The organism is Micromonospora sp. NPDC048986 (assembly GCF_040649335.1).
GTDB lineage: Bacteria > Actinomycetota > Actinomycetes > Mycobacteriales > Micromonosporaceae > Micromonospora > Micromonospora alfalfae.
In genome coordinates this window covers 38,739-55,152 of record NZ_JBEZFJ010000003.1, presented here as the reverse complement: position 1 = coordinate 55,152, position 16,414 = coordinate 38,739, and the positions used below count along the sequence as shown (strand labels likewise).

General features: G+C 72.9%; 17 protein-coding genes and 1 pseudogene. 9 read left to right on the top strand and 9 right to left on the bottom strand.

The window, feature by feature from the left end:
- Positions 1-14 precede the first annotated feature (14 nt).
- The 5 genes and pseudogenes from AB0B94_RS08085 to cofC form a co-directional block, all read right to left on the bottom strand.
- A complete protein-coding gene (locus AB0B94_RS08085; protein ID WP_357270024.1) occupies positions 15-893 on the bottom strand; it encodes an NUDIX hydrolase in 879 nt (292 codons plus the stop codon).
- Positions 881-2,401, bottom strand: a complete 1,521-nt coding sequence (locus AB0B94_RS08080) for a CYTH and CHAD domain-containing protein (RefSeq protein ID WP_357270021.1) — start codon at positions 2,399-2,401, stop codon at positions 881-883. Before AB0B94_RS08080 ends, AB0B94_RS08085 begins: the two co-directional genes overlap by 13 nt.
- Positions 2,402-2,425: 24 nt before the next feature.
- Positions 2,426-4,738: pseudogene (locus AB0B94_RS08075) on the bottom strand (RNA degradosome polyphosphate kinase); the annotation flags it as partial.
- 105 nt (positions 4,739-4,843) lie between these two features.
- On the bottom strand, positions 4,844-5,041 hold the full coding sequence (locus tag AB0B94_RS08070; RefSeq protein WP_357270019.1) for a cold-shock protein: 198 nt from the start codon (positions 5,039-5,041) through the stop codon (positions 4,844-4,846).
- A gap of 58 nt (positions 5,042-5,099) precedes the next feature.
- The gene (gene cofC / locus AB0B94_RS08065) at positions 5,100-5,747 is read right to left on the bottom strand and encodes a 2-phospho-L-lactate guanylyltransferase (protein WP_357270016.1); all 648 of its coding nucleotides are present in this window, start codon (positions 5,745-5,747) and stop codon (positions 5,100-5,102) included.
- A 128-nt stretch (positions 5,748-5,875) separates the two neighbouring features.
- Here cofC and AB0B94_RS08060 point away from each other — a divergent pair, with 128 nt between their 5' ends.
- The 5 genes from AB0B94_RS08060 (at position 5,876) to AB0B94_RS08040 (ending at position 10,780) form a co-directional block, all read left to right on the top strand.
- The gene (locus AB0B94_RS08060; protein ID WP_357270013.1) at positions 5,876-6,613 is read left to right on the top strand and encodes a lysophospholipid acyltransferase family protein; all 738 of its coding nucleotides are present in this window, start codon (positions 5,876-5,878) and stop codon (positions 6,611-6,613) included.
- Positions 6,610-7,617, top strand: a complete 1,008-nt coding sequence (locus AB0B94_RS08055) for an NAD(P)H-dependent glycerol-3-phosphate dehydrogenase (RefSeq protein WP_210786417.1) — start codon at positions 6,610-6,612, stop codon at positions 7,615-7,617. The genes AB0B94_RS08060 and AB0B94_RS08055 overlap by 4 nt, the downstream gene beginning before the upstream one ends.
- A 7-nt stretch (positions 7,618-7,624) precedes the next feature.
- Positions 7,625-8,743 carry a cystathionine gamma-lyase gene (locus tag AB0B94_RS08050; protein WP_357270010.1) on the top strand — a complete coding sequence of 373 codons (1,119 nt, stop codon included), beginning with the start codon at positions 7,625-7,627 and terminating at the stop codon, positions 8,741-8,743.
- A gap of 8 nt (positions 8,744-8,751) precedes the next feature.
- Positions 8,752-9,537: a putative protein N(5)-glutamine methyltransferase gene (locus AB0B94_RS08045; RefSeq protein WP_357270007.1), complete on the top strand. Its 786-nt coding sequence runs from the start codon at positions 8,752-8,754 to the stop codon at positions 9,535-9,537.
- Between the two features lie 193 nt (positions 9,538-9,730).
- A complete protein-coding gene (locus tag AB0B94_RS08040) occupies positions 9,731-10,780 on the top strand; it encodes an ROK family protein (protein WP_357270004.1) in 1,050 nt (349 codons plus the stop codon).
- A gap of 123 nt (positions 10,781-10,903) precedes the next feature.
- Here AB0B94_RS08040 and AB0B94_RS08035 read toward each other — a convergent pair whose 3' ends face one another.
- Together AB0B94_RS08035 and AB0B94_RS08030 are read right to left on the bottom strand one after the other, a co-directional pair.
- Positions 10,904-11,104 carry a DUF397 domain-containing protein gene (locus tag AB0B94_RS08035; protein ID WP_112582016.1) on the bottom strand — a complete coding sequence of 67 codons (201 nt, stop codon included), beginning with the start codon at positions 11,102-11,104 and terminating at the stop codon, positions 10,904-10,906.
- A 5-nt stretch (positions 11,105-11,109) separates the two neighbouring features.
- Positions 11,110-11,955 (bottom strand): helix-turn-helix transcriptional regulator, encoded by an 846-nt coding sequence (locus AB0B94_RS08030; protein ID WP_091393087.1) that lies wholly within the window; start codon positions 11,953-11,955, stop codon positions 11,110-11,112.
- A gap of 278 nt (positions 11,956-12,233) precedes the next feature.
- Here AB0B94_RS08030 and AB0B94_RS08025 point away from each other — a divergent pair, with 278 nt between their 5' ends.
- Both AB0B94_RS08025 and AB0B94_RS08020 read left to right on the top strand, forming a co-directional pair.
- Positions 12,234-12,452, top strand: coding sequence for a hypothetical protein (locus AB0B94_RS08025; protein WP_030335309.1), 219 nt, complete (start codon positions 12,234-12,236; stop codon positions 12,450-12,452).
- Positions 12,453-12,647: 195 nt separating this feature from the next.
- Entirely contained in the window at positions 12,648-13,748 is a 1,101-nt protein-coding gene (locus AB0B94_RS08020) for a D-alanine--D-alanine ligase family protein (RefSeq protein WP_091393084.1), read from the top strand.
- A 55-nt stretch (positions 13,749-13,803) separates the two neighbouring features.
- On the opposite strand, the gene AB0B94_RS08015 is transcribed toward AB0B94_RS08020, so the two are convergent.
- Together AB0B94_RS08015 and AB0B94_RS08010 are read right to left on the bottom strand one after the other, a co-directional pair.
- Entirely contained in the window at positions 13,804-14,496 is a 693-nt protein-coding gene (locus AB0B94_RS08015) for a DUF3515 family protein (RefSeq protein WP_357270000.1), read from the bottom strand.
- Positions 14,497-14,730, bottom strand: coding sequence for an Lrp/AsnC ligand binding domain-containing protein (locus tag AB0B94_RS08010; RefSeq protein WP_030335303.1), 234 nt, complete (start codon positions 14,728-14,730; stop codon positions 14,497-14,499).
- Positions 14,731-14,883: 153 nt separating this feature from the next.
- Here AB0B94_RS08010 and AB0B94_RS08005 point away from each other — a divergent pair, with 153 nt between their 5' ends.
- Both AB0B94_RS08005 and AB0B94_RS08000 read left to right on the top strand, forming a co-directional pair.
- Positions 14,884-15,816: a thiamine-phosphate kinase gene (locus tag AB0B94_RS08005; protein WP_357271000.1), complete on the top strand. Its 933-nt coding sequence runs from the start codon at positions 14,884-14,886 to the stop codon at positions 15,814-15,816.
- 29 nt (positions 15,817-15,845) lie between these two features.
- Positions 15,846-16,307 (top strand): GNAT family N-acetyltransferase, encoded by a 462-nt coding sequence (locus tag AB0B94_RS08000; protein ID WP_357269997.1) that lies wholly within the window; start codon positions 15,846-15,848, stop codon positions 16,305-16,307.
- The last annotated feature ends 107 nt before the right edge of the window (positions 16,308-16,414 follow it).

The following is a 16,414-nucleotide window of genomic DNA, read 5'->3' as shown; positions in this document are numbered from 1 at the left end:
TGTGAACGCGGGCCCTACAGCCGGTCGGCGGCGAGCAGCCGGTCGGCGGCGAAGGCGAGCAGCCACCCGCCGCCCTTCGGGGTGGTGAAGTCCTCATCGGTGCGGCCGGTCAGCCGCTCCAGGGCACCCGGCAGGACCTTGCCCTGGCTGCACACCGCCGACTGCCCACCGGCGCCGGCCAGCTCCAGCAGTCGGGCGGCGGTGGCCAGGATCTGCTCGTCGCTCTGCTGGCCGGGTTGTGGCTCGTCCAGGTCGCCGCAGACCTCGATCGGCAGGTCGAGCAACGCGGCGGCCGGGTCGAGTGTCTGCACGCACCGTCGCGGTGACGCCGACACCAGTCGGGCCGGTCGGATCAGGGCGATCAGCTCGGCCAGCATGCTCGCCTGGGCCCACCCCTCGGCGTCCAGGGGCCGCCCGACGTCCGGACCGGACCAGGTGGCCCGCTTACCGGCGTGCGCGTGCCGGACCAGCGCGACAGTCGCCGTGACCGACTCCAGCGCCGCGAACGCCGCCAACACCTCGGCGTCGTGCGGGTAGCTGACCAACCGGATCGCGTCGTCCACCGCGAGCCAGCGGATGTCGTCCACCTCGGTGTTCGGTTGGAAACCACCGCTGGCCACCGCGAGCATCGACCAGTAGTCGACCAGCTTGGGTTGCCCCTCGCTGCGGTACCGCACCGACGGCAGCCGCACCTGCGGCACACCCCGCACGTCGGCCTCCTCGGCCACCTCACGAACCGCCGCGGCCAGCGCGTGCTCGCCCGGCTCCAGCTTGCCCTTCGGCAGCGTCCAGTCGCCGTAGCGGGGGCGGTGCACCACGCAGACGTGTACGCCGTCGTCGGTCGGCCGCCAGGCCACCCCGCCGGCCGCCCGGATGCCCGTCACGGCAGCCAACTGGTACGCCGTCGACGGGTGGCCCGGTGCCAGGCAGCCGGGAGGAGACCCCGCATCCGGCGTACCGACAGGCGTTCCCGCTCGGCCAGCCGCCCGGCGGTGACGGCCAGCTGGTGGTCGTCCGGTCGCTCGGCGGCGATTTCCAACCAGGTGTCCGCCGCCACCGCCGCGTCCTGGTGCTCGCCGAGCACGTCCTGCACGCCGGCGAGTGCGCGGGACAGCCGTCGTGCGCCAGTGCCGACCGTCGAGGCCACCGCGTTGACCGCGTACCGGGCCTGCTTGGCCTCCTTGCGGACGGCGTGCCAGCGGTCGTCCGGCGACTGCGCGTCGAGCCCGCCGACGCCGTGCGGCCCGGTCAACCGCCGCCAGGGGCGGGCCACCAGCGCGGGTAGCGCCTGCCCGGCGGGCGCTGCCGCCCGGCGGGTGAACCGGGGCGCGCGGGCGGCCAGCACCAGGGAGTCCACCAGGGCCAGGTAGCGCGCGGAGCGCAGCATCTCGTCGATGGCGGTGAGCGCCCGCCGCTGCCGTTCGGCGAGCACCTCGTCGAGCCGGTCCACCGCGCCCCGGTCGAGCGGGCTCAGCGGATCGGCGTCGGCGGTACGGCGCAGCCGTGCGCGCAGCACCTCGGCGTCGCGGGCCGCTCCGAGCACGTCGGCCAACCAGCGCAGCTCGGTACGCAGCGGGCGGGACCAGGTCTTTCGCAGCAACGGTTTGAAGGTGCGCAGATCACTGCGCAGACGTCGGCAGGCCACCCGCATCTGATGCACCGCGGTGTCGCCACCGGCGGCCGGGGCGCGCAGCCGGACCAGCGGGTCGTGCGCCACCAGCCGGCGGATCTCCTTGCGTAGCGCCTCGGTCACCACGTCACCGGCGCTCGGCTCGGCGGTCAGCCCGGCCGGCGCGACCAGGTCCGGATCGGCCTGCGCCGTCTCGCCCAGCGCCCGTACGTGCTTGGGCGTGAACGACCCGCCCCGGGCGCCAGCCTCGCGCAGCACCCCGCCGACCCGGTCGAGCAGCTTCCGGTCGCCGGCCTTCAGCTCCACCTCCACCTCGCGGAACGTGTCGGTGGTGCTGCCGGAGTCGTCGAGCACCGTCACCCGGTCGTCCACCACCTCGGCGAGGACGGCGCCGCCCCGGTCACACACCTCGTACGCGTGCCGCACCGTCCGCACCACCGTCACCGGGGCCAGCGGCGCACCCCGGTGCAGGACGGTGACCAGCTCCACCAGCTCCGGAGGCGGCTGCCCCTTCGGCCCGGCACGGGAGATCTCGTGCCGGACGCCAGGCGTCCCGGTCGGCAGTTTCACAGTCCAGGGCAGCTCGTCGCCCCGGCGGTGGCGCAGCGAGGCACCGGCCCGGGCCAGCCGCAGGTCGACGGTGTCGAGGTAGCGGGCGACAAGCGTCACCGGTGGCAGTGCCCGGACCCGACCGCCGGCCGGGGCCGTGCCGGTCAGGTCCGGCAGCACGTAGGCGTCGTCCACCTCGTACTTCTGCTCCTCCTCGACCATCAGCTCAGCCTATGCGCTGCGCGGTCAGCTGGCCGTGCCACCGACGCGGCGCAGCAGCAGTTCCTGCAGATGGGCCCGGGGGGCGTTGTCACCGCCGGTACGCCGGGTCCAGGTCCCGTCGCCGGCCAGCTCGAACGCGTCCACTTCGGGGCTCATCGCGGCGGTGAGCACATGGTCCAACTCGGCGCGGGCGATCGGGTCGCTCACCTGCACCAGCGCCTCCACCCGCCGGTCCAGGTTGCGGTGCATGAGGTCCGCCGAGCCCATCCAGAACTCGGCTTCACCGTTGTTGCCGAACCGGAAGACCCGGGAGTGTTCCAGGAACCGGCCGAGGATCGAACGGACCCTGATGTTCTCCGACAGCCCCGGCACCCCCGGGCGCAGCGTGCACATGCCCCGGATGAGCAGGTCGACGTGGACGCCGGCCTGGGAGGCGCGGTACAGCGCGTCGGTCACCCCCTCGTCGACCAGGGAGTTGACCTTGAACTGGACCAGGCCGGGCATGCCCAGGCGGACGTGCGAGATCTCCCGCTCGATCCGCTCGATGAGGCCGCTGCGGATGCCCTGCGGGGCGACCAGCAACCGCCGGTACGCGGTCTGCCGGCTGTACCCGGTGAGCACGTTGAACAGGTCGGTGAGGTCGGCGCCGATCTCCGGGTCGGCGGTGAGCATGCCGAAGTCCTCGTACAGTCGGGCCGTCTTCGGGTGGTAGTTGCCGGTGCCGATGTGGCAGTAGCGACGGATCTGGTTGCCCTCCTGCCGGACCACCAGCGCGGTCTTGCAGTGCGTCTTCAAGCCGACCAGGCCGTACACCACGTGGCAGCCGGCGCGTTCCAGCGTGCGGGCCCAGCCGATGTTGGCCACCTCGTCGAAGCGGGCCTTCACCTCGACCAGCACCACCACCTGCTTGCCGGCGGCGGCCGCGTCGACGAGCGCGTCGACGATCGGTGAGTCGCCGCTGGTCCGGTAGAGGGTCTGCTTGATGGCCAGCACGTTCGGGTCGGCGGCGGCCTGCTCGATGAAGCGCTGCACGCTGGTCGCGAACGAGTGGTACGGGTGGTGCACCAGGATGTCCCCGTCGCGCAGGGTGGAGAAGACGCTGCGCGGCACCTCGCCCTCGGCGAGGCGGGGATGGGTGGCCGGCACGAACGGCGGGTCCTTCAGGTCCGGCCGGTCCGCCTCGCCGTAGACCTGCCACAGCGCGGACAGGTCGAGCAGGCCCGGCACCCGCAGTACGTCCTGGTCGTCCATGTCCAGCTCGCGGACGAGCAGCTCCAACATGTGGTCGGAGATGGACGCGGCGACCTCCAGGCGGACCGGCGGACCGAATCGCCGTCGGGCCAGCTCCCGTTCCAGGGCCTGGAGCAGGTCCTCGTCGCGGTCCTCGTCGACCTCCACCTCGGCGTTGCGGGTGACCCGGAACAGGTGGCACTCGACCACCTGCATGCCACTGAACAGCTGCCCCAGGTGCACCGAGATCAGGTCCTCCACCGGCAACATCCGGACGCCCGGCTGGTCCCGGTCCACCCGGACGAAGCGGGGGACGTTGTTGGGCACCTTCACCCGGGCGAACAGCTCCGAACCGCCGTCCGGGTCACGAACCGCCACCGCCAGGTTCAGCGACCGCCCCGAGATGTACGGGAACGGGTGCGCCGGGTCCACCGCGAGCGGGGTCAGCACCGGAAAGATGTGCTCCCGGAAGTAGGTGCGCAGCCGCTCCCGCTCGCCGTCGCCCAGCTCGCCCCAGCGCAGGATGCGGATACCCTCGTCGGCCAGCTTGGGCAGCACGTCGTCGACGAAGCAGGCGGCGTGCCGGGCACCCAGCGCGGCGGTCCGCTCCGCGATCAGCTCCAACTGCGTACGCAGGGGAAGCCGATCCCCGCCGCGCACCGGCAGGCCGGCGGAGAGCCGCCGCTTCAGCCCGGCGATGCGCACCATGTAGAACTCGTCGAGGTTGCTGGCGAAGATGGCCAGGAACTTGGCCCGCTCCAGCAGCGGGGTGCGTTGGTCCTCGGCCAGGGTGAGCACCCGGGCGTTGAAGTCGAGCCAGGAGAGCTCCCGGTTGAGGAACCGGTCCTCGGGCAGCGGCGGGGCCGCCGGAGGCTCGTCGTCGTCCTCCGTTGCGGCGCCTGTCGGCAGGTCGTCGGGCAGGACCGGGTGGACGTCACCGGCGGCCGGTTCGTCCGCTGCGACCTTCGGAGCGGGGTCGATGACCTCGTCCAGCCCGGAGGAGGCGGCACCGGGATCGTCGGCGAGCGTGTCGGCGCGGGCGGCACCGGCACGTTCAGCGCGTGACGGGCGGAAGCGCCCATCGGTGCCGCGGGTACGGGAGCCGTTGCGGAGGTCGGTGGCGGGCGGGTGGGCCGGTTGCTCGCGAGGGGTGCTCACCCGCTCATAATCACCCGATTACGGTAAACGCAAAATGAACTTGGGCTCGCCGGGTCAGATCATCGTCGGCAATGTCACCCGGACAACCTCGCCGTCGGGATCCGTGTCGATGCGAACCCGCTGCCCGAGGCGGAGAAGCCGCAGCCCGGAGGCGTCGAAGGCCCGCGCGGGGAAACGCACCTCGGTGCCGTCGTCGAGCAGCAAGACACCGCTGCGCGTCGCCGCGTCGTAGCTGGCCACAGTGCCCTGCATGCTGGCACCGTACACCCGGCGGTTCACCCGGCGGCGCGGGCTCAGCCCACCGGGCGGCTCAGCCTGCGGCGCGGGCGGGGCGACCGGCGGCCACCAGCGCGGCAGTGCGCGGCCCCAGCCCGAGCCGGGCGGCGGCGACCAGGTCCGCTGCGGTGTCCACGTCCCGGCGCAGGCTGGGCCAGTCACCCTCCAGTGGCAGCGCACCGCTCGCCGCGTGCGCTACCGCCGAACCCACCCCGAAACGCGGATCCAGCGGCACGCCGGGCCCGGCGGTGAGCAGCACCGTGCCCCCGCCGGGCGCGTCCGGCAGGAACCGGCGTACCCCGGGTCGACTGTTCTGCGCCGCGAGCAGCGCACCGGCCAACTCGGCCGGGCGCAGCGCCGGCAGGTCCGCCGTGATCCCGGCCACCCACCCGCCGGCGGCGCTGGCCGCCCCGTGCCGGAACGCGGCGTTCAGGCCGGCGTCCGGCTCGTCCGGCAGCACCCGCGCGCCACCGGCCCGCGCCGCCGTCGCCACCCGGGCGTCGTCGGTCACCACCAGGGCCTCGGCGACCGCCGGGCAGGCCAGCACCGCGCGGAGCGTGTCGCACGCCAGGGCCAGCGCCAACTCCTCGTGCGGTACGCCGGGCAGCGCGCCCCGCAGCCGGCTCTTCGCCACGGCCAGCCGCTTCACCGGCACCACCACGGCCCACCTCGGCTGAGTCACGTCCGCAATCCTGCCAGCCGGACGGCGGGCCCCTCGCTGGCCGTACCGGGGGCGAGCAGGCATGATTTCCGCTGCGGGCGTCGCGGGCGGGATTTCGCGACGGGGTCGGGGCGCGAAGAGGAGGCACAGTGGCACGGCGGAGGCTGGGGTTCTGGCAACGGTTCGCCGTGGGGCTGGTGAAGCCGGTGATGACCGTCTGGACCCGGCGTACCTGGCGTGGTCAGGAGCATCTCCATGGCGACGGCGGCATGATCATCGTAGCGAACCACATCTCCCACGCCGACCCGTTGGTGTCCGCGCACTTCATCTACGACTCCGGGCGCTGGCCGCAGTACCTGGGCAAGGCCAGCGTGTTCCGGGTGCCGGTGGTCGGCTGGATCCTGCACCGGTGTCGGCAGATACCGGTCGAGCGGGGCAGCGTGGACGCTGTCCGCTCGCTGGACGCGCTGGTCGCCGCGCTCGACGAGGGCGGCGCGGTGGTGATCTACCCTGAGGGCACCACCACGCGACAGCCGGAACTCTGGCCGATGAAGGCCAAGACCGGTGCGGCCCGGCTGGCCCTGGCCACCGGCGCCCCGGTCGTGCCGGTGGTGATGTGGGGGCCGGAACGGATCTTCGACCCGCGGACGACCCGTGTCAGCCTGCGCCCCCGGATCCCGGTGACCGTTGCCGCCGGGGAGCCGATCGACCTGAGCCGGTGGGCGGACGCCCAGCCGACAAGGGCCACCCTCGAGGAGATGACGGACACCATCATGTTGCGGCTGCGGGACATGCTCGCCGAGATCCGTGGCGGTACCCCGCCGCCACTGTGGGAGCGACCGGCCCGGTCCTCCGGCGGCCGCGAGCAGCGGGACAACGCGGCATGAGCGGTCACGTCGCGGTGCTCGGTGCCGGTTCCTGGGGCACCGCGTTCGCCAAGATCCTCGCGGACGCGGGGCGGGACGTGACGGTGTGGGCCCGGCGGGCGCCGGTCGCCGAGAGCATCCGGACCGAGCGCCGTAATCCGGAGTACCTGCCCGACCTGCTGCTCCCGGCCCGTGTCACCGCCACCGCCGACGCCGCCGAGGCGATCACCGGCGCCGAGGTCGTGGTGTTGGCCGTGCCGTCGCAGACCCTGCGCGGCAACCTCGCCGAATGGGCCGGGCACCTGCACCCGGATTCCACACTGGTGTCGCTGATGAAGGGCATCGAGCTGGGCACCACCAAGCGGATGAGCGAGGTCATCGTGGAGACCGCAGGGGTCGCCGCGGACCGGGTGGTTGTCGTGTCCGGCCCGAACCTGGCCCCGGAGATCGCCGCCGAGCAGCCCGCCGCGACGGTGGTCGCCGGGACGAACAGCGCCCGCGCCACGCTCGTCCAGTCGTCGATCCGGACGCCGTACCTGCGCCCCTACACGAACGACGACGTGATCGGCTGTGAGCTGGGCGGGGCGGTCAAGAACGTGATCGCCCTGTCGTACGGCATCGCCACCGCGATGGGTTTCGGCGACAACACCCGGGCCATGCTGATGACCCGTGGGCTGGCCGAGACGGCCAGACTGGGCGTGGCGCTCGGCGCGGACCCGATCACCTTCGCCGGCCTCGCCGGCATGGGTGACCTGGTCGCGTCCTGCTCGTCCCCGCTGGCCCGCAACCGCACCTTCGGCGAGCATCTGGGCCGGGGCGAGACGTTGGAGCAGGCCCAGACCGCCACCCGGCAGACCGCCGAGGGCGTGAAGAGCTGCCTGGCGATCCGCGACCTGGCCCGGGCGCACGGCGTGGAGATGCCGATCACCGAGCACGTCGAACGGATCTGCCACGAGGGCATGGACCCGCGCCTCGCGGTGGAGACCCTGATGAGCCGTACCGCCAAACCCGAGTCGTACGAGTGAGGACCCGATGAGCGAGTGGGGAGACGGCACCCGCTGCGTACGTGCTGGCCTGCCCGAGCCGGCACCGGGGGACCCGTTCCTGCCGGGGCCGGTCTTCGCCGCGCCGTACCACCTCGACCCGTTTGAGGGGCAGGGCACGTCACCGAACGGCTACGGTCGCCCCGACAACCCGACCCGTCGGCTGCTGGAGGCGGCGGTGGGCGAGTTGGAGGGCGGTGACTGCCGGGTCTTCTCGACCGGTCAGGCGGCCATCACCGGCCTGCTGCTCACCCTGCTGCGGCCGGGGGACACCGTGGTGCTCCCCACCGACGGATACTTCCCGGTCCGGGCGTTCGCGACCGGTGTGCTGGAGACGATCGGTGTCCGGGTGCTGTTCGCGCCGACGGTCGGGCCGTATCCGTCGTTCGAGGGCGTCCGGCTGGTGCTGGTGGAGACGCCCGCCAACCCGGGCCTCGACGTGGTCGACGTGGCGGCCCTGGCCGAGCGGGCGCACGCCGCCGGCGCGCTGCTCGCCGTGGACAACACCACTGCCACCCCGCTCGGTCAGCGTCCACTGGATCTCGGTGCCGACCTGGTGGTCGCCTCCGGGACGAAGGCGCTCACCGGCCACTCCGACCTGCTGCTGGGTTATCTGGCCAGCCGGTCCGCCGAGCTGATCGACGCGGTGACGACCTGGCGTACCACCACCGGGGCGGTTCCCGGCGCGTTCGACGCCTGGCTGGCCCACCGGTCACTGGCCACTCTCGACCTGCGGCTGGCGCGGCAGAGCGCGAACGCCGCCGCCGTCGTCGATCTGCTCGCCGGCCGCTCGGACGTGACCGGCCTGCGGTGGCCGGGGCGGCCGGACGACCCGGCGTACCCGGTCGCCTCTGCGCAGATGCACCGGATACCGGGGGTGCTCTCGTTCGACCTGGGCGACGCAGACCGGGTGGGCCGATTCGTCGGGGCCGCCCGGCTGGTGGCGGCGGCGACCTCCTTCGGTGGCCTGCACACCACCGCCGACCGGCGGGCGCAGTGGGGCGACGACACCGCTGCGGGCTTCGTCCGGCTCTCCTGCGGCGCGGAGGACACCGCGGACCTGGTGGCCGACATCGCCGCCGCGTTGGATGCGGCGGGATCGGTCTGACGGCCTCCATGGCGCTCCCTTCCCCCACCGACCGGGCCGCACTGGTGGGGCGGTTGCGGGCCGCCGGTTGCGTCTATGCCGAGGACGAGGCCGAGTTGCTGCTGGCCGCCGCGGGCAGCCCGGCGGCGTTGGCCGAGCTGACCGACCGTCGGGTGGCGGGCGTTCCGTTGGAGTACCTGCTCGGCTGGGCGGAGTTCTGCGGCCTGCGGATAGCCGTCGACGAGGGCGTCTTCGTGCCCCGGGCCCGGACCGCCCTGCTGGTCGAGGTGGCTGCCGAACTGACCGGCGCGGCGCCGGCCGTGGTCGACCTGTGCTGCGGCTCCGGGGCCACCACTGTCGCACTGGCGCACCGGCTCGCGCCCCGCTGGCTGGCTGCCGCCGACATCGATCCGGCGGCTGTGGCCTGTGCGCGCCGCAACGTCGTCGGGTTGGCCGCCGAGGTGTACGAGGGCGACCTCTTCGCGCCGCTGCCCCGGCGGTGGCGGGGTCGGCTGGACCTGGTGGTCGCCAACGCCCCGTACGTGCCGACCGACGCTGTCGCGCTGATGCCACCGGAGGCGCGGCTGCACGAGGCCCCGGTGGCGCTCGACGGTGGCCCGGACGGGCTCTCCGTGTTGCGTCGGGTCGGTGCCGAGGCCGCCGGGTGGCTGACCTCCGGCGGTCACCTGGTGGTCGAAGCCGGCACCACCCAGGTCGACCCGCTCTGCAACGCGTTCAGCGCGGCCGGCCTGGTGCCGACAGCGCGCCACGACGAAGATCTGGACGCCACAGCGGTGTTCGCCCGCCGCCCCTGACCCACCCACCCCACCCCCCACCCCAACCCACCCGCGCGATCTTGCAGTTTCGGTTGTCGGGATGGGCGGGATGTCCCTTGTGTCGGGACAGTAAGTGCAAGATCGCGGGGAGGGTGTGGCCGCTCGGGCGTGGCGGGGGAGGGGGGTTGGCACTAGCCTCGGCTCACACTCATGACGGCGGGAGGCGGTTTCGGTGGGCAGCGCAGGGGTGCCGGTGGTCGTCGGGCTGGACAACGGCGGCACCAGCAACAACGCCACAGTGCTGACGGTGGACGGCCGCTTCCTGGTGGACGGGCTGTTGGAGATCCCCAGCGAGGTGCGGGCCGGGCCGGAGGCGGCGATCGAGGCGTTGGCCCAGGCGCTGGACCAGGCCCTGGCGCAGACCGGAGTGCCGCGCGACGTGGTCCAGGCGGTCGGGCTGGACACTCCCGGCCCGGCCAGCGCCGAGGGCGTCATCTCGTCGCGGGGCTCCACCAACTTCTCCCAGCCGGCCTGGCGCGGCTTCGACGTGCGAGGGGCGCTGGAGCGACGGCTCGGGCTGCCGGTGGTCTATCACAACGACGGCAACGCGGCAGCGCTCTACGCCCACCACGTCTACTTCGGCGCCGACGCGATGAACCGCTCGTCGGTGTCCGCGATCGTCGGCACCGGCCTGGGTGGCGGTGTGGTCGAGAGCGGTCGGGTGATCGCCGGCGCGGCCGGGATGGCGGGGGAGTTGGGCCACGTGCACATCCCGCTGAACGGGTTGCTCGGCCCGGGTCAGCAGGAGCCCACCTGCGCCTGCGGCTTCACCGGAGATGTCGAGAGCGTCGCCTCGCTGACCGGCATCGAACGCAACCTGCTGCCGTACTGGCTGACCCGGTACCCCGACCACCCGCTCGCGGCCGAGCCGGTGGCCCGGGCGGCCAAGCTGGTCCGGGGGTACGGCGAGCGCGAGGACGCCCTCGCGCGGGACCTCTTCACCCAGCAGGCGATGGCGCTGGGGCGGCTGTTCACAGTCGCCGCGAACTTCACCGACCCGCACGCGTACTTCGTCGGCGGCGGAGTGGTGGAGGCGGCACCGGAGTTCCGCGACTGGTTCCTGGCAACGGTCCGTGAGCACACGGTGCTCCGCGAGGAGCAGGCCTCGGTGGCCACCTTCGCCCTGGTGCCGGATCGGGACATGGCCGGTGCCCGAGGCGTCGCGATCGCCGCGTTGGAGGCGCTACGCGCCGCTAAAGAGTCCCGCCCGCTGGTTGCCTGAGCCGGTGCGGGCGTTGTTCCGGAGCCCCGCCGGCTGGCGGCGCGGGCGTTGTTCCGGAGCGCCCCGCCCGCTGGTTGCCTGAGCCGGTGCGGGCCTCGGCCCGCACCGGCTCGGCACCTCTGGTCAGCGCTGCGGTGGCGCCTGGGCGAAGGCGGCCCAGGCCGCTGTTGGGAACAGCAGGGCCGGGCCGGCCGGGTCCTTGGAGTCGCGCACGGCAACGAGCCGCGGGATCGCGGCCACCTCCACGCAGGCGCCTTCGTCGCCGCTGCGGCTGCTCTTGCGCCACCGCGCCGCGGCCAAGGCCGCTGTGATCATCGGGGTCATCGGTCCTACCGTCCCTTCAGGACTGACAGGAGCATCTCGCGGCTGTCCGCCGGGCTGAGCGCCACGCTTCGGAGATGCTCCATGATCTTGGTGCAGGTACGCGTCTCGCCGGCGCGGTCGAGGATCATCTGCCCCGCAACGGTCTCCACCGACGCGATGATCGGGTCCTCCGGGTCGGCGAACTCGAGGATGTGCAGGGAACCCCGGGTGCCCCGGTGGTAGCCGGCGGAGAGCGGGATCACCTGGACGCTGATGTTCGGCAACTCGGCCATCTTGACCAGGTGCCGTAGTTGCCCGTTCATCACCGACTGGTCACCAACCGGCCGTAGCAGCGCGCCCTCGTCGATGATCGCGTCGAGGATGGGCGGCTGGTCGGCGGTGAGTCGCTGTTGTCGGTCGAGTCGGATCTTGACCCGCTGCTCCACCAGGTCGTCGCCGAGGGTGTGCGGCCCGCCGCGCATCACACCACGGATGTAGTCCGCGGTCTGCAACAGGCCGGGCACCACCGAGGGCTCGAAGTTGGCGATGGCTGTCGCCTCGGCCTCCAGCGCGATGAAGTCGATGGTGCGCGGATCCAGCAGGTAGGAGTACGACACCCACCAGCCGGGCTTGCGGGCGTCCTTGGCGAGTTGCACCGCCGCGGCCACCTCCTCGGCACTCACCCCGTACGACGTGAGCAGGGCGCGCACGGTGGCCGGGCTGATCAGGGTCTGGGCGTTCTCGTAGCGGGAGAGGGTGCTGCGGGTGCTGTTGATCTCATCCGCCGCGGTCTCCAGCGTCAGCCCGGCGGCTTCCCGGTGGTGGCGCAGGGCGATGCCGAGCCGGCGGGCGCGGGCGGTCTTCGGGGCCATGCATCGATGGTCGCATACATTTGCGGGAACGTCTGCATGAGAGAACGTCGATGGGAGTTGCATTCACGCCTATACACGTGTCAATCTGTTATGGCGTCCTCACCGCCGGTTGTCGTGGCGACGGTGGTGGTGAGCGACCGGAGGGGATGGGGCGCGCGGCGATCGGGTTTCTCCCCCGTACCCGATCGTCGCGTGCCGCCCCTCCATCCCGGCCTGCCGGAAGGAGACGACGTGCGAACCCGCCCGGAGCCCCCCGCCGTACCCTCGGGCGGAGTGCGATGACCCGCTTCCTCGTGGTGCTCACCGACGTGCGTCCCGTCGAGGGCGTCAACCGCAACGAGCGGGTGGCGCCGGAGCGGCGCCGGCAGGTCGTCGGCGCCAGCAGCCGGGAGGCCGCCGACCGCATCGCCGGCGCGTTCATGGCGCTGGGCATGGTGCGGGCCGGCCGGCAGCGGGTGAAGGTGATCGCGGTCGGCCGCCGGCACTCCCGGGACTGAGCAGCCCCAGGTCAGCGCTCTGCGGCGCCGCTACCGTCCGATTACACACCGTATATCCTCTCCTGACTGTTTGCCGTGTCGTGCCGTGGCTCGCCGGGTATCGCCTCGCCCCGCGGCCACGCACAGTAAGGTCAACCGGGTGAGCGCCACCGGCGAGCACGACCAGCCGCAGTCGCGTACGAAGAGGTGACCGGAGTGACCACCCCAGGCAAGACCCGCGTGGCGATCGTCTTCGGCGGCCGCAGCCCGGAGCACGGCATCTCCTGCGTCAGCGCCGGCAGCGTGTTCGGCGCACTCGACCCGGACGAGTTCGAGGTGGTGCCGGTGGGCATCACCCGGGCCGGCCAGTGGGTGCTGACCAACGGAGACCCCGCCCAGCTCGCGATCAACGCCCGTCAGCTGCCGGAGATCACCGCCGACTCGGGTGACGACATCGTGCTGCGCGCCGACCCCACCGGCAACGGACTGATGGTGCTCGACCCGACCGAGGGCCCCCGGGCGCTGGCCGACGTGGACGTGGTCTTCCCGGTGCTGCACGGCACCTACGGCGAGGACGGCACCATCCAGGGAATGCTGGAGATGGCCGGCATCCCCTACGTCGGGGCGAACGTGTTCGCCTCCGCGGCCGCGATGGACAAGGAGTTCACCAAGAAGCTCTGTGCCGTCGAGGGCATCCCGGTCGGCACGTACGCCGTGCTGCGCAACGGCATGACGCTCAGCGAGCAGGACAAGGAGCGCCTCGGCCTGCCGGTCTTCGTCAAGCCGTCGCGGGCCGGGTCGTCGTTCGGCGTCAGCAAGGTCACCGACTGGGCCGAGCTGGACGCGGCGGTCGCCGCCGCCCGGCAGTTCGACCCGAAGGTCATCATCGAGGCCGCGATCGTCGGCCGCGAGATCGAGTGCGGTGTGCTGGAGGGCGAGGCCGGCGGCACGCCCGAGGCGTCAGTGCTGGCCGAGGTGCGGGTCGTCGCCGACCACGACTTCTACGACTTCGAGGCGAAGTACCTCGACGACTCCTGCGAGTACGACATCCCGGCGAACCTGCCGGAGAAGGTGACCCGCCAGGTGCAGGAGTACGCGGTCCGCGCGTTCACCGCACTGGACTGCGCTGGTCTGGCCCGGGCCGACTTCTTCGTCACTCCCGAGCTGGACGTCTACCTCAACGAGATCAACACGATGCCCGGCTTCACCCCGACGTCGATGTTCCCGCGGATGTGGGCGGCCTCCGGCCTGGAGTACCCGAAGCTGGTCAACCGGCTGATCCGTACCGCCCAGCGGCGCGGCGTCGGCCTGCACTGAACCGTCCGAACCCCGCCCGTGCCGGTCACTCGGTGCGGGCGGATTCGGTTCGGGTTCAGCGTTGGCAGCCGGACGGAATCGCGCCGCCGGAGGGCACGCTCGCCACGATCGTGCTGGAGATCGTCGGCAACCACTGCAACGGCTGCTCGTACGAGCGCGGGACGCGCACGGTGATCAGCGTCTCCCGGTCGACGGTGGAGAGGACCGCCGCGTCGGCCTGCTCGGCCAGGTGCCAGCAGACCCGGTTGACCGTCCAGACCTCGTCGGTGCTGGGGAAGTCCGGCTCGGTGCCGCCGCAGGCCACTGTGAGCGCGGGGTCGCCGTAGGCGGCGTTCTGCTCCGGGCCGGCGGTGACCGGCCGCTGGGCCAGGTCGCGGATGCTGGCCGGGAGCTGGGAGAGCAGGGCCCGGCAGACAGTTGCCGGGCGGGTGGCCAGCGCCGGGGCGGCCATCTCCACCGGGGTGCTGGACTGCACCCGGGCGGTGGTCGCGGAGGGCGTCGGCGCGGCGGCCGGCGCGTCCGGGCTGAGCTTGCTGAAGGCCAGCACGGCCACCAGCAGCGTGATCGGCAGCGCGATCAACGTGGCCAGCAGGGCCGCGCCACGCATGGTCCGATCGCGGCCGGCCGGCGCGGCGGCGGCGGGATCGGTCGACTCGCGGTTACCGTCAGCCGGCTCGGACGGCCCGTCGGCCGCGTCGCGCGCCCCGTCGTCGTCCAGCGCCGAGGAGGAGGTCGTCATCTCGTCCACTTACAGCCGCACCACCGAACACGTGAGGGTGCGGGTGATGCCGGGCACCATCTGCACCTTGCTGACGATGAGTTTGCCGAGCTCGTCGACGGTGTTCGCCTCGGTGAGGACGACCACGTCGTACGGCCCGGTGACGGCGTCGACGCGTACCACGCCGGAGATGTCCGCGATGAGACCCGCCACGTCACGTGCGCGGCCGACCTCGGTCTGGATGAGGATGTACGCCTGTACCACGACTCGACCTCCGTCCGTCGCCGCCCGGGAGCGGCCCGAAGGGTGAAACTACCTTACGGACCAGGTCTGATCCCTATCGGTGGTCAAGGAGCAGCGGTGAGCGAGCACGGCCGAGCCGGGCAGCACGGGCGGAACGCCCACGGTGGTGGCGCGATGTCCGGGATCGGGGAGTTCGGGCTGATCGGGAAGATCACCGCCCGGCTGTCGTACGGGCCGACGACCCTGCTCGGCCCCGGCGACGACGCGGCGGTGGTGGCCGCGCCGGACGGCCGGGTGGCGGCCTCCACCGACGTGCTGGTCGACGGGCGGCACTTCCGACGGGACTGGTCCTCGGCCCGCGACGTCGGGCACCGGGCGGCAGCCGCCAACCTGGCGGACATCGCGGCGATGGGTGCCACGCCGACCGCCCTGCTGGTCGCTCTCTGCATGCCGGCGGACCTGGACACCGCCTGGGCGGAGGAGTTGGCCGACGGGCTCTCCGCGGAAGCGGCGACGGTCGGCGCGAGCGTCGTCGGCGGGGACATGTCGGCCAGTCCCACCCTGACCGTCGCGGTCACCGCGCTGGGCGACCTGGCGGGCCGTCCGCCCGTGCTTCGCTCGGGCGCCCGACCGGGGGACGTGCTCGCGCTGGCCGGGCGCACCGGGTACGCGGCGGCCGGGCTGACCGTGCTGACCCGGGGCTTCCGGACGCCTCGGCTGTTGGTCGAGGCGTACCGGCGGCCGCAGGTTCCCTACCAGGCCGGCCCGCAAGCCGCCCAGCTGGGCGCCACCTCCATGATCGACGTGTCGGATGGGCTCCTCGCCGACCTCGGGCACGTCTCGGCGGCCAGCGGGGTGGCGATCGACGTCCGCCGCGACGGGTTCGAGGTGCCCCGGCAGATGGCCGACGCGGCGCAGGCGCTCGGCGTCGACCCGTACACCTGGATCCTCGCCGGTGGCGACGATCACGCGCTGGCCGCGACCTTCCCCCCGGCGGTGGTGCTGCCATCGGGCTGGCGGCCGATCGGTCTGGTCACCGACGGTGCCGGCGTGACGGTCGACGGCGTCGCCTACGACGGCCCGACCGGCTGGGACCACTTCCGGTGAGGCCAGCGGGCGGCCGTACTCTGGATACCGTGAGTGAGATCGAGATCCGGGTGGTGCGGTTCGACGCACCGGTGGCGCAGCACCTGATCCGTGCCGCACTGGCCGACCTCGGTGCCCGTTACGGCGGCACCGGCGACGACACCCCCGTGGACGCCGCCGAGTTCGAGCCGCCCAATGGCGCGTTCCTGGTGGCCTACCTGGCCGGCGAGCCGGTCGGCTGCGGTGGCTGGCGCAGCCACGGGGCGGACACCGCGGAGCTGAAGCGGATGTACACGACGCCGAAGGCACGGGGGCGGGGCGTGGCCCGCGCGGTGCTGGCGGCCGTCGAGCGCTCCGCCCGTGAGCACAGCCGCAAGCGGGTGGTCCTGGAATGCGGCGACAAGCAGCCCGAGGCGATCGCCATGTACGGCTCCGCCGGGTACGAGCGGATCCCCAACTTCGGTTTCTACAAGGACGCGGAGGGCTGCGTCTCCTTCGGCCGCACCCTCTGACCTGCGGGCCGGGCCCTCGGCGGGCCCGGCCGCTGTGCCGGGTCACGGTCGGCCCGACCGGACCGGCTGGATCAGGCTCTGGCGGGCCTGGCCTGGGGCGTCTGCCC